Source organism: Burkholderia sp. Ac-20344 (genome assembly GCF_017104975.1).
Taxonomy (GTDB): domain Bacteria; phylum Pseudomonadota; class Gammaproteobacteria; order Burkholderiales; family Burkholderiaceae; genus Burkholderia.
Map to the genome: position 1 here is coordinate 1 of NZ_JAAGPP010000075.1, position 11806 is coordinate 11806.

The window sequence follows — 11806 nt, forward strand, 5'->3', positions numbered from 1 at the left end:
TACGGGCGACAACCGCGGCAGCGCGGCAGCCGTCGCGGCGTCGCTCGGCATCGGCGAGGTGCATGCGCAGGTGCTGCCCGACGACAAGGCACGCGTCGTCGCCGAGCTGAAGCGCACGCACGGCGGAATCGTCTCGATGGTCGGCGACGGGATCAACGATGCGCCCGCGCTCGCCGCAGCCGATGTCGGCATCGCGATGGCGACCGGCACGGACGTCGCGATGCACACGGCCGGCATCACGCTGATGCGTGGCGACCCGGCGCTCGTCGCCGACGCGATCGACATTTCCCGGCGCACGTACCGGAAGATCCAGCAGAACCTGTTCTGGGCGTTCGTCTACAACCTGGTCGGCGTGCCGCTCGCGGCGCTCGGCTGGCTGAACCCGGTGATCGCGGGCGCGGCGATGGCGTTTTCCAGCGTCAGCGTCGTGACCAACGCGTTGCTGTTGCGGAGATGGAAGGGGCGCGCGCGGTGATGCGGGAGGGTGGCAATTGCTGGACGGCTGGTCGGATGGCCGTTCGGTGCCTGGTGCTTGCGTTCGGCGCTTGGCGCTTGGCGCTTGACGCTTGGCGAACAGGAAGGATCGTGAGGTCGGCCAGCGTTGGCCGGTCGCGGCGAGTCGAATCGCCAGCGCATGACGATGACGACCCGCTGCCAGCCGGTGAATTCAGTCCGAAATGACCGGCTTGATCAAGGTCGTCGTGATCGGCACGAAGCCGCACGCGCGATACAGCGCGCGGGCCGCCGCGTTGTGATTGAACACCGACAGCCCGATCTCGGTGACGCCGTACCGGCGCGCCTCGGCATCGAGTGCCTCGAGCGTACGCGTAGCCCAGCCCTGGCGGCGCCGGGACGGGGCAATGTCGAGGTCGTAGATGAACAGCGTGCGGTTCGGCCCTTCGGGCACGATCGCGTACCAGAGGTCGCCCACCGCGTCGCCGCTGGCGCCGTCGATGAGCACGACGAGGGTCTGGCCGGAGGTCCGCAGGCCGTCCGGCAGCAGCGTGTCGAAACAGGCACGCGCCCGGCTGGCGGCGTCTTCGACAGCATTTTGACTGGATGAAACGAGATCGCGCGCGTAGCCGTCGATGGCTCGCGTGCGGTACGCGTGGAATTCGCTGGCCGTCATCGGCCGCATCTGCAGCATGGCCCGGTCACCGTGAACGAAATCGGACTTCCAGTGTAGCGGGACGGTCGCGCCGGCGCGCGATGCGGCGGCAGAAAGCGGGCGGGCAGGTGCGGCGGGCGCCGCGCAGACAGCGGATCAGCGAATCAGCGAATCAGCGAATCAGCGAATCAGCGAATCAGCGAATCAGCGAATCAGCGAATCAGCGACGGTACAGGACGATCGGCACGAGGTGCGCACGGCGCACGCGCTCGGCTTCGGCGTGACGCGCAGCGTACGAGTATTCGGCGTCGAGCGGCAGGTGCGGAGACACGAAAAGGTCGTCGATCTTTTGCAGCAGGGCGAGGATGAAGCTCATGTGAGACTCCTGACAGATATGACTAGGGTTTCCCCTTAGATGGACTCCATTCTAAGGGTTTTCCCTTAACTCTGCCAGCGCACCGCATCAGTTTGCCGCACGCGCTCGACGGCCGATCGCCGATACAGAATGGCGATCCTTGTTCCGTCGGGCTTCCAGGATAGGGTCGAAACGATTAACGCGTGCGGCGAGCACGCTTCGCCACGGCTGCCTCGCGATTCGCATTGCGCTGAAGCCGGTCGACTTGCGACAGCAGCGCTTCGTGATGTTCCTCGAGCGTCATCAGCGTTGCCTGCTGCGTCGACAGATCGGCCGCGAGGCGATCGATCCGCTGCTGCTTCGTGGCCACGTCCTGCTTCAGGTGCGCGATCTGCCGCGTCTGCAGCACCAGCGCGACGAGCCCGGCCAGCACGACGACAGCCAGCGCCAGCAGCAAGCGGTTGACGCGGCGCATCTCGCGATCGGCCGTACCCGTCAGGCCGTCCACGTCGGCCTGCAGCGCGGCGAGCCGGTCGGTCAGCGGGCGCAGGTGCGTATCCGGATCGAAGGCCGGCGCGGCCGGTTGCGCGCGCTCCGCCGACGGCTTCGTGACAAAGGAGGCAGCGGAAGCCATCGGCTGCGTGACGGGGGATATGGGAGCGTCGGCCTGCGGCGCGACGTCATGGGCCTTTGCGGGGTTCGCCGTGTTCGCGGCGCCCCCCGGTTTGGCCGGCTGCGCCAACGACTGCGGCTCGGCCATCGACACCGCGTCCGGCGCCGAACTCGCCCCGGCCGCTTCCGACACCGTGTCGACGCTCGTCACGACCGGCGCGGATTGCTCCGCTGTCGCGTCGCTTGCGCCGGCGGCCGTCCGGCGTTTGCCGCCCGACGACGCACGACGCTCCTTCACGGCGTCGCCGGCAGATCGCCCTTCGCGGGCTTTGACCGCAGCCGCGGCAACAACAGCCGTCGCGACTTCACCGCCAGCCGCTTGCGATTCGGTCGCGTTCGCCGCAGCACCGTCGGCCGCTTGCAGCTTGGTCGCCACCGTCGTGACGCCGTCGACTGCAGGCACATCGACGGCCTTCGCTACAACGCCCTCGGCCAGAGAAACATCGACTGCCGTGATTGCAACACCGCCGGAAGCCGGGACGGCGTAGGCGTTTGCGACATCCCCACCTTCAGGCGACGAAACGCCACGGGCCACGGTCGCGACTTCCTGCGTCACAGCACCGTCTGCCGCTTCCGCATGCCCTGCCGCGGTCGCCCCCTCCGGCGCGCCGAACCCGTCCAGCGCGGGCTGCCGCCCGGAGGCCACGTCGTCCGCGATACCGGCCGCCGCTTCGGTTTCCGCAATCGCGTCCTCACGCACCGCAACCGGCGCGCGCTCGCCCGGCTCGAGCACTGGATCGCCGAACAGGTCGAGCGTCCGTTCGTCCCGCGACGCGTCGGCCGGCGCACTGCCGGAGCGCGCCGTCGCCCTCGCGGACGTACTGCCCGCGGCAGCGGCCGAGCGCTGGCGGGAACGGGCCGACGAACGATTGGAACGGGAGCGGGAGCGAGGCGTGGAAACGGATTCGGTCATGTCTGCCAAATTATTGTCCAATAACATCCATCGAAATCCAATTATCTTTCACGAAATCAATAACTTGCATCATCAACCCGTCCAATTTACTCTGACACCATCCAGCCCTATCCAGTGATTCTCGATGGGCTATGCGATGGGCCAAAAACCGATGCTAACCGACAAACAAGCCAAAGCGCTCAAACCAACCGACAAACCCGTCTTCGACGGCAAGGTAACCGGACTGCTGCTCACCCCGACGAAGTCTGGCTGCAAGTGGACCCTGCGCTTCACCAGTCCCGTGACCGGTAAGCGACGTGACGCAGGTCTGGGCACCTACCCCGAAATCTCCATCGCTGAGGCACGCGAGAAAGCGCTGACGATGCGCAAACTTATCGATAACGGCGAAGACCCAATCGACCAGCGCAATAGAGATCGAGAAGCAGCTAGCGTGGCCGCCGCAACCCTCACCTTCGAGAAAGCCGCCCGCCAAGTCCACGACGAACTAAAGCCCAGTTGGAAAAGCGACAAGCATGCAACTCAATGGATCAGCAGCCTAGAGGCCTATGTCTTCCCCAAGCTCGGCAACCGCAAGCTCGACGCTATTAGCCCCGGTGACTGCGAGGCCACCTCTATTGCATGAGACGCTAGTCTTTCCTTCGCCACGTGAGAAAGTGCTCCCAGACTGCACTGCCAGTGTGCATCTTCATTGAGAGTTTAGGTTTCAAATGATTTCGACTATCAGATAAATAAAATTATTTCATCTGTCACACTAGGCGCAACCCGCTTAAAGAATACATTTCTATTTCACTTTTTCCAGAAGAGCGCTGCGGCTTTCAGGGCGCTGCCCCGGCCAACGCACATCAAATGTGTACCAATTTGGCTTGAACTCGACAATCTTATAATCCACAATTCCGGAATAGGTGCCGGGAGCGTCATTCTTTGAGTGAACGGCTGAATTTAAGCTAAAGAATGCATTCGTCTGGAAAAACGTAATTTCTCCGCATCGAATCGATCCCACCAAGCTTGCAGCACCCTTATCAATTTTACATGATGGCGGACTGTTTCTAATAAGCGGAATTCCCTTGTCATTTATGAATGAAAATATCGGCTTCCCATATTGACTTGGGGTGACCTCCAGAGCCACAACACCACGCCCGAGTGAGCCACTCAAGAGACGATATGTTCCGTAGAAAATCGAAACGTCGTTTGCCATATTGCCCGTCAACGTTGCGTCAATGGGTGTAATTTTCGATGGATCCAAACCATAAATCATCTCATGCATACTGCAGGCACTTAAGAAACTAACTGCCGTCGAGCAAAAAATAATAGCGAGAGCTATTTTTGATTTCAAAATTCCCACTACCGACCTGAAGTTCGATTCAGCACGATCCATTACACCCCTCATTTTCCCACAATTAAAATCAAAATTCAGAAGAGGGCCAGATTAATATTTCAGGAATCTTCCCCGGACATGATCCGCTCAATTTTATAACGATCTCGTTCATCAAATACAACTTGTAGCAAATGCGATTCACCCGGCTTCCAATCAAGCACGGCATCACGCAAAACCTCGAGATACACTTTCATTTCACTAAAATTTAGTTCGGGAAAATTTTCGTGAATAATTACTACGCGTCGCTCATCGATCCAATGAAAATCTCGAAGGCAGTCAAATAACGCATTCCAATTAAACCCAAAATAGCCTGGCAAGTTTAATTCTCGATAAAAAATTTCAAAAAGCCGTTCCGCAGTCCGAATATCCCCGGAAACTCTTGCGAGAAATGCATCGTCTTCAGCGAAATTCGCTGGCGATTGCGCAAACGTAAAATTATCAGCCAAGGTCACGATAGATCGCCTATTGGGGTTTGCTTGGTTTGATCGGCACAAACGAGTCGTAGTGATCTGGAGTGTAATAGATTTCTCCACCTTTCCCCGTAATTATTCGCTGCGGACCCGGCCCATTGACTCCCTGAGTCGGGACAACATACTCTTTGTAATAACCATCCGGTTTTACGGGTAAGAGTTGAGCCCCCTTTACAGGACGGTTTTCGAAGGTCGTACCGTCATTCCTGGAAATTGGAGCGCCGCCATTTGCAATTCTATCTAATGTCGGTTGTAGATCTACGGTCCCTTGATAGACAGCGCCGGTTCGTCGATCAACAACTGTAACCCCGCCGATCATCGGCGTTGTACCAGACGTAGTGGTCGATGCTCCGATAGGAGACTTACCCGCCGCTTTCCCCCCACCTGCCGCTCCAACTGCACTATTCAACGAACCCGGAACAACAGCACTCCCTCCATCGTTCTTCTGAATGGTGCTTCGCTGGCCGAGCATGGCCTGCTCTTTGTGCAATTGGTCCTGGAGTTCAGCAATTTCCTTCTGATCTTCTCTGCGGTTCCTGTCTTCGTTCGCATTGTAAAGCTCGACGTTCGATGCGGCGGCCGCTCCGGCGCTGCCGCCAACCAGTGCGCCACCGACCGTTGCCGCGACGTTCGCAGCGATGTTGCCGACAAGCGGCGAGCCGGTCGTATCGCCAACCGATTTGCTGATCTTCTCAGCCTGGTTCGCCAGCAGCGACGACGCGCCGGCTCCCGCTGCGCCGCCGATTGCAGTGAGCGCACTGCCGCCACCGAGCCCGCCGATCAGCGCACCGCCGGTTGCTTGCAAGCCCGCGCGCGACGCACCGCCCTCATCCCAACTCTGCGCCTGGTCGATGTACGACTGCATCGCAACGAGGTCGCCGCGCTCGTAGGCGGCCTTGGCCGCGTCGATCGCATCCTTGCGCTTGCCATCAGCGTACAGCCCGATCCCCTGCGAAATCGTCTGCCCGGCTGCCTGCGCTGCGTTCATCGTATCGGCCTGCTGCGACAACGTCTTCTGGATGTCGGGCGTCTTCGCGACCGTCCCGTTCAGATTCGTCGCATCGCGGTTCAGGTTCGCGAGGTCCTGAGTCTGTTCGTTCGGCTTCGTGATATTGATCGCGCCAGCACTCACCGCGCTCTTCGTCGTCGCACTCTGGTCGCCGCTGTCGTTCTGGAACACCATCGGCGTGACACCGCCGGCGCCCGACACTGACGAAGTGACCCTGCCTCGTTTTCACGTACAGCATCTCATGCGGCGATCAAGCTAGCCTCGTAGTCGACGGGGGTGAGGAAGTCGATCGAGGTATGCAGGCGTTGCCGATTGTAATAGCCCTCGATCCAATCGACGATATCCAGGCGGGCGTGGGCACGCGTGTCGTAATGAGTCTGGTAGATTCTTTCGACCTTCAGCGTCTTGAAGAAGCTCTCCATCGGGGCGTTATCCCAAGCGTTGGCGCGGCGGCTCATTGAAACGTTTATCTTGAACGCGGCGGTCAATTTCCGGTACGCGCGACTGGCGTATTGGGCTCCGCGATCGGAGTGCAGCAGCAATCCCGGTGGCGGTTTGCGTTGCCAGCACGCGCTGCGTAACGCCTGGCAGACCAGATCCGCGTTGATCCGCTCGGACATCGACCAGCCGACGATGCGCCGGCTCGCCAGATCCAGGATCGCCGCCAGATACAACCAGCCCTCGCTGGTCCTGACGAAGGTGATGTCGCTTACCCAGGCTTGATTGGGCCGCCAGCCGTCGAAACGCCGATCTAACAGATTCGGCGCCACCGGCAGGCGATGCGTCGAATCCGTCGTCACCCGATACGGGCGCTTGTAGACCGGGCGCAGCCCCTGGCGTTGCAGGCTGCGACGCACGCGTTCAGCGCTCGCCGGCCGCCCCTGAGCACGCAACTTTCGCACGATACGAGGACGGCCATAGCTACCGCGGCTGTCACGATGAATGGCGGCGACCTCAGCGTCCAACATGGCATGGCCAGTTCCCGCCGACTTGGCTCTCGGCCGCGCCACTGGCAATAGCCGCTGCGCGACACATCCAGAACCCGGCAAAGCCGACTTACGCTGTGTTGGTCGCGATGTGCGTCAATCCAGGCGTACCTCACCGCGCCCCCTTCGCGAAGTACGCCGTCGCCTTTCGAAGAATTTCGATATCCAACTTTGCGCTGGCCAGTTCCTTACGCAGACGGCTGTTCTCGGCCTCCAGGTCGCTGACCGGGCGACGACTTGAGCTCGGTGCGCTCGGCGCCGGCCCCGCTGCAGCCTGCGCACTGCCATCGCGTTGATCACGGCACCAGTTCCCCAGCGTCGCCACCGGCACACCCAACCTGCGAGCGGCTTCATGCTGACCGACGCTCTCAGCGAGCCGCACCGCCTCAACCTTGAATTCCTTCGTGTACTGCCGTCTCGGTACTACGTTCTCTGCCATGTTCTTCTCCATACAGTCAAAAAGTTATCAAACTTCTTGCTGTACGTGGAATCGAGGAAGGGTCATCAGCACATCGAAACTTATAGTTGGCCTGGACGCCCTTGTATCGCCTCGACAAACAAACGCCTCCATGCTGCGCAGCGGCGTCTTGCAATCGCTTCAGGCCATTCAGGAGCGGCGCCCCTGTCAACTGGCCATTCAACGCGGCACAGACCGTACACCCCGCCCCGCGCAGCAGAGACTGACCGAGGCATGACCAAGTATGCCCAGCATTGCAGCGGAAACGGTATTGTGCAGCCGTGCCTCGCCACTTTGCATTCAGGCAGATCGAATCGACCGTCTGCGCAAGATGGTGCATGCGTGCCGTAGCGGCAATCTGTGCACATTCCCGGCAACCGAGTTCCCGCTGACGAATCAAGTTGCGCGGGCTAATACGGGTTACGTGACCATATTCGCACGCGAAGCGGTGTTTTCCCCGCAGTCCTCGATAGGTCGAATCCAGGCAAATCAGGCCATGCTTTTCGGCCGCATTGCGCAAGGCGCGACTACGGCCCAGCACCGGATGCGATTCGTCTTGTTGAACTGGCATGTGCGACAAAGATACGTTGTGGGCGGCACAAGACGCTCCGGTCCCGCTGATCGCGGAATCCAGCGGGCCGCCGAGACGATCGACGTGTAGGCCCTTCCGTCTAAGCGGTTATCATAGCAACGTCAAACGTTGGCGTGCCCGACACATTCAGCGCAGCTGCGCCAGAGGAAGACTTGGCGTTTTACTGTCCGGCCGGTTCATTATTTCACGCAATGGATCATCTGCTTCCGCACTACGAACGAGAACTTTCACTGCTGCGCCGGTCAGTTGCGATCTTTGCGACACGCTATCCCAAAATTGCCGTTCGCCTCGGGATTTCCGGCGACCGCTCCGAAGATCCCCACGTCGAACGAATGCTGCAGTCGTTCGCTCTCCTCGCTGCGGATATAGGAAGCCGGCTTGACGACAACTATCCGCAATTCGCCGAAGCCCTCCTCGGCATGCTGTATCCCCAGTATCTCCGAACGGTTCCTGCATGCGCAATCGCGCAGTTCGATGTCTCAGACATGTTCGAAAAGCTCACTGAGCCATCGCTCATTGCCCTCGGCACTGAACTGGCGAGCAAAACGGAAGACTGCCTTTTCCGAACCGTATATGACGTAACGTTGGCTCCCGTGCGAATTTCGGCTGCGCGCTACGCCCCGGCAACGGCAGTCCCCTCCGACGTCGTCCTGCCCGCTGGCACAACCGGTCTGCTGTCCATCACCTTTGCTGTTACCCGCCCCGACTTTCGCATCGACACCGTCCCCAGCCCGTTGCGCATCCATGTCAACGGCCCTCGCGAAGTCGTCGGCGCGGCAATGGATACGATGACGATGCGCACGGCAGCCGCCTTCGTCGAAAACGCCGAACGTCGCTGGTCAACGCTGACCACACCGCCGCTCGCCGCCGCCGGCTACGATGAGGCCGAGAAGCTTCTCGACGAAGACGACGGTCCACCAGCCCTGCGGCTACTGAGCGAATATTTTGCGTTCCCCAAGAAATTCGATTTCGTCGACGTCGATCTCGCCGCGCTCGCGCATACGGCAGGCTCCAGCCAGCAACTTACCTTGCATCTCGCCATTTGCGGCGTTCATCCAGATTCGTGGACGGCACAACGACTAAAGAATCTGTCGGCGGACAATCTGAGGCTCTTTTGCACACCGATCGTCAATCTGTTCCGGCTTTCGTCGCTGCCACTCAAGCGGAGTCCGATCACGAACACGTACCCCGTGCAATCCCAGAATACGGGCGTTGCGGGTGTCGAAGTTTGGTCTGTCGAGTCGGTTCGTGCCACGACAGGCAGTTCCAGAGCGAACGTCATTCATCCGTTCACATCGCTCATGCACGGCAGTTCCGGCAAACCGGCCGGTCCCTATTGGGTTCTCGCGCACCATAACGCGGCCTCGCCACCGGGAAAGAAAGAAACCGCGCTCAGCTTGGTCGGACTCGACGGCCGACCGGCCGCCGACACCGGAATCGAACAGATAACGGCAGATGTCACCTGCTCGAATGGCGATTTCCCTCGCACGATGCGGGCCGGCGCCGAGGATGGTGATCTGGTAAACGAGCAGGGAACGATGGTGTCGCGCATCGTGATGCTGGACGCACCGACAGAAGTCGCGCGATTGTCGAGCGAAGGCGACGCAGCTTGGCGGCTCATCACGCAGTTCGCCCCGCACTCGATCGAATTGACCCGCACCGGGCTTGCGGAGCTGAAACGCCTGTTCCGCCAATTCACCACTCAATCCGCTGGACACGCGAAATTCCTCGACGGACTGACGAACTTGAGCCATCGAACCAAACAACTCTGGCTTCCAGGAAAACCAATGCCGAGTTTCGTTCGGGGTTTGGAAGTAACGTTGACGGTCGACGAACAAGCGTTTCCCGCCGTCAGTTTGAACGCATTCATCAGCGTGATGGATCACTTCTTCACGGTGCACGCGCCGACGACCAGCTTTGTTCAACTTGTCGTGATGTCAGCCAACACAGGCGCGGAAATTCGACGTTGCACGCCACGACCAGGCACAATCATGCTCGCGTGATCTCCCGCGTCCAAACCGCGAAGTTCACGTCACGCCGTAGCGCGTGCCGATCAGGTAAGGCTCGAAATCAGGTGGCAACCGCAGGTCGCCCGGTGACCGTGCCGAGCAATCGGTACCCCGTTATCCGTCATCGATTCATCGCCCTCTTCGATCAAATTCGGTTTGACGTCCGGGTGTTGGGGGCAAGTTACCTCATCCCCCTTGCGAGCAACGAAACGACCGTCGAAACGCATCGTCGACGAACCCGTGATCACCTTGCCGCCGTGGTCGGTATCATCGCCGACGCGGATGAGATTCATCATCGATAAGGCCCCAACCTTCGAGTGAGCGAACTACTGTTAGTAGCGGAAATACAAAATTCCTAATGCACCCGGATCTCCCGGCTTCTTGCTCTTTTTCGTGATCGCCGGCAGATCAATGCTCTTCACATTCTTCCAACCAAAACCAGAAAAAATTCCTTCAGCAAGCCGAACGAATTTCATCATCTTCCTGCCTATACGAACTGAAATTATGCCAGTGATGGCCGCAACGATCACCCCGCCCCCCAAAAATAAATTCAAAACACCAAGCCAATCGTTCTCGCCGCTAAAATACAAAACAATTACAGCAAAAATATTAAAGCACAACAAAAATGCGCCCGTCAGTCCAATCCACCATCGCGCCGTCACCTTATAGTGCGCATATCGGCCTCGACTGCAATGTGGATGTAGCGCCACGATTCGATCGCTGACACGTCTGATTCCAAATGCATGCCATACTTGGCCCAATTGCTCTGCGACAATCTCGACTTCATCACCCTCTTTGAACACGGATACCCATACCCACGCACGAATACTCTTCCCATCCAGTTCAAATTCAAGCAGATCAGCGTCCTCGGCGGTATCGTCCGCAGACGCGGCCAGCCCGATAGCCACACCGCCAAGCCCCGCAAGGCCAGCCGCAACGGCCGTTACCCCCATCGCTGTCCGATCAGCATCTGTAAACAAGAACTCTTGGGACTGCCTCGTGCTACGAAGATTCCGGATATGCCCTCTCAATAGCTGAGTAGGGGAGGATTGTGCTGTGTCTGTCATCGTTAATTCGCCCCGTCAACCGAAACCCCGCTGCCGAGTTATCGGACGTCCGCTAATAACGAAAATACAAGATACCTAATGCTCCAGGATCCCCCGGCTTCTTGTTCTTTTTGGTGATCGCTGGCAGATCGATGTTCTTCACATTCTTCCAACCAAAACCAGAAAAAATCCCCTCAGCGAGGCGCACGAATCCCATGAATTTTCTAGATATGTTGAATGCAATCACGCCAAAAATAGCGGCAACTATAGCCCCCCCACCCGCATACATATAAAAAATCCCCAACCAGTTATCAACGGGATCAAAGAAAGACATGACCCCCCCCAAAATAATCATGATCGACATCATCGACAAATAGATCAAAAACCACCATCGCACAGTCGCCTTATAGTGCGCATATCGGCCTCGACTGCAATGCGGATGCAGCGCCACGATTCGATCGCTGACACGCCTGATGCCAAATGCATGCCATACCTGACCCAGTCGTTCAGCGACAATCTCGACTTCGTCGCCTTCTTTGAACACGGATACCCATACCCAAGCACGAATGCTCTTACCATCCAGTTCAAATTCGAGCAGATCAGCCTCCTCGGCCGTATCATCTGCGGACGCAGCCAACCCAATAGCTACACCGCCAAGACCCGCCAGCCCCGCAGCAACAGCCGTAACCCCCATCGCCATCCGATCAGCATCTGTAAACAAAAACTCCTGGGACTGCCTCGTGCTCCGAAGATTCCGGATATGCCCTCTCAAAAGCTGTGTAGGGGCGGATTGTGCCGTGTCTGCCATCATTAA

At 58.9% G+C, this 11806-nt stretch carries 11 protein-coding genes and 2 pseudogenes; 3 read left to right on the forward strand and 10 right to left on the reverse strand.

The features are described from left to right. Positions 1-475: HAD-IC family P-type ATPase (locus G3N64_RS22475; RefSeq protein ID WP_205785881.1), on the forward strand; the 475-nt coding region annotated here is incomplete at its 5' end. A 192-nt stretch (positions 476-667) separates the two neighbouring features. On the opposite strand, the gene G3N64_RS22480 is transcribed toward G3N64_RS22475, so the two are convergent. The 3 genes from G3N64_RS22480 to G3N64_RS22490 form a co-directional block, all read right to left on the reverse strand. Then, complete coding sequence (locus tag G3N64_RS22480; protein ID WP_205785882.1) at positions 668-1147, reverse strand: GNAT family N-acetyltransferase; 480 nt, start codon at positions 1145-1147, stop codon at positions 668-670. A gap of 181 nt (positions 1148-1328) precedes the next feature. Then, on the reverse strand, positions 1329-1484 hold the full coding sequence (locus G3N64_RS22485; protein WP_185658149.1) for a hypothetical protein: 156 nt from the start codon (positions 1482-1484) through the stop codon (positions 1329-1331). Between the two features lie 175 nt (positions 1485-1659). Beyond that, on the reverse strand, positions 1660-3048 hold the full coding sequence (locus G3N64_RS22490) for a flagellar hook-length control protein FliK (protein ID WP_205785883.1): 1389 nt from the start codon (positions 3046-3048) through the stop codon (positions 1660-1662). Between the two features lie 124 nt (positions 3049-3172). On the opposite strand from G3N64_RS22490, the gene G3N64_RS22495 reads away from it, so the two are divergent. Beyond that, entirely contained in the window at positions 3173-3670 is a 498-nt protein-coding gene (locus G3N64_RS22495) for an Arm DNA-binding domain-containing protein (RefSeq protein WP_241021152.1), read from the forward strand. Between the two features lie 159 nt (positions 3671-3829). Here the strand turns inward: G3N64_RS22495 and G3N64_RS22500 are convergent, their stop codons facing one another. The 4 genes and pseudogenes from G3N64_RS22500 to G3N64_RS22515 form a co-directional block, all read right to left on the reverse strand. Beyond that, a complete protein-coding gene (locus G3N64_RS22500; RefSeq protein WP_205785884.1) occupies positions 3830-4423 on the reverse strand; it encodes a hypothetical protein in 594 nt (197 codons plus the stop codon). Positions 4424-4482: 59 nt separating this feature from the next. Continuing rightward, positions 4483-4875 carry a barstar family protein gene (locus G3N64_RS22505; RefSeq protein ID WP_205785885.1) on the reverse strand — a complete coding sequence of 131 codons (393 nt, stop codon included), beginning with the start codon at positions 4873-4875 and terminating at the stop codon, positions 4483-4485. Between the two features lie 10 nt (positions 4876-4885). Continuing rightward, positions 4886-6109 (reverse strand): annotated as a pseudogene (locus G3N64_RS22510) (ribonuclease domain-containing protein); the annotation flags it as partial. A gap of 32 nt (positions 6110-6141) precedes the next feature. Further along, positions 6142-7339: pseudogene (locus tag G3N64_RS22515) on the reverse strand (IS3 family transposase). 789 nt (positions 7340-8128) lie between these two features. Here G3N64_RS22515 and tssF point away from each other — a divergent pair. Next, positions 8129-9940, forward strand: a complete 1812-nt coding sequence (gene tssF, locus G3N64_RS22520; protein WP_205785887.1) for a type VI secretion system baseplate subunit TssF — start codon at positions 8129-8131, stop codon at positions 9938-9940. A 50-nt stretch (positions 9941-9990) separates the two neighbouring features. Here the strand turns inward: tssF and G3N64_RS22525 are convergent, their stop codons facing one another. The 3 genes from G3N64_RS22525 to G3N64_RS22535 are packed head-to-tail and all read right to left on the reverse strand — an operon-like array spanning position 9991 to position 11803. Next, the gene (locus G3N64_RS22525) at positions 9991-10242 is read right to left on the reverse strand and encodes a PAAR domain-containing protein (protein ID WP_038789787.1); all 252 of its coding nucleotides are present in this window, start codon (positions 10240-10242) and stop codon (positions 9991-9993) included. Positions 10243-10278: 36 nt separating this feature from the next. Next, positions 10279-11013: a putative type VI secretion system effector gene (locus G3N64_RS22530; protein WP_205785888.1), complete on the reverse strand. Its 735-nt coding sequence runs from the start codon at positions 11011-11013 to the stop codon at positions 10279-10281. A gap of 52 nt (positions 11014-11065) precedes the next feature. Next, on the reverse strand, positions 11066-11803 hold the full coding sequence (locus G3N64_RS22535) for a putative type VI secretion system effector (RefSeq protein WP_205785889.1): 738 nt from the start codon (positions 11801-11803) through the stop codon (positions 11066-11068). Positions 11804-11806 lie beyond the last annotated feature (3 nt).

Excerpts from the sequence above, each read along its gene's own strand:
- G3N64_RS22495 (WP_241021152.1), top strand. The coding sequence starts at position 3,173 with ATGGGCTATGCGATGGGCCAAAAACCGATGCTAACCGACAAACAAGCC.
- G3N64_RS22525 (WP_038789787.1), bottom strand. The coding sequence starts at position 10,242 with ATGATGAATCTCATCCGCGTCGGCGATGATACCGACCACGGCGGCAAG.
- G3N64_RS22490 (WP_205785883.1), bottom strand. The coding sequence starts at position 3,048 with ATGACCGAATCCGTTTCCACGCCTCGCTCCCGCTCCCGTTCCAATCGT.
- G3N64_RS22480 (WP_205785882.1), bottom strand. The coding sequence starts at position 1,147 with ATGCTGCAGATGCGGCCGATGACGGCCAGCGAATTCCACGCGTACCGC.
- G3N64_RS22485 (WP_185658149.1), bottom strand. The coding sequence starts at position 1,484 with ATGAGCTTCATCCTCGCCCTGCTGCAAAAGATCGACGACCTTTTCGTG.
- G3N64_RS22535 (WP_205785889.1), bottom strand. The coding sequence starts at position 11,803 with ATGATGGCAGACACGGCACAATCCGCCCCTACACAGCTTTTGAGAGGG.
- G3N64_RS22530 (WP_205785888.1), bottom strand. The coding sequence starts at position 11,013 with ATGACAGACACAGCACAATCCTCCCCTACTCAGCTATTGAGAGGGCAT.
- tssF (WP_205785887.1), top strand. The coding sequence starts at position 8,129 with ATGGATCATCTGCTTCCGCACTACGAACGAGAACTTTCACTGCTGCGC.
- G3N64_RS22500 (WP_205785884.1), bottom strand. The coding sequence starts at position 4,423 with ATGGATCGTGCTGAATCGAACTTCAGGTCGGTAGTGGGAATTTTGAAA.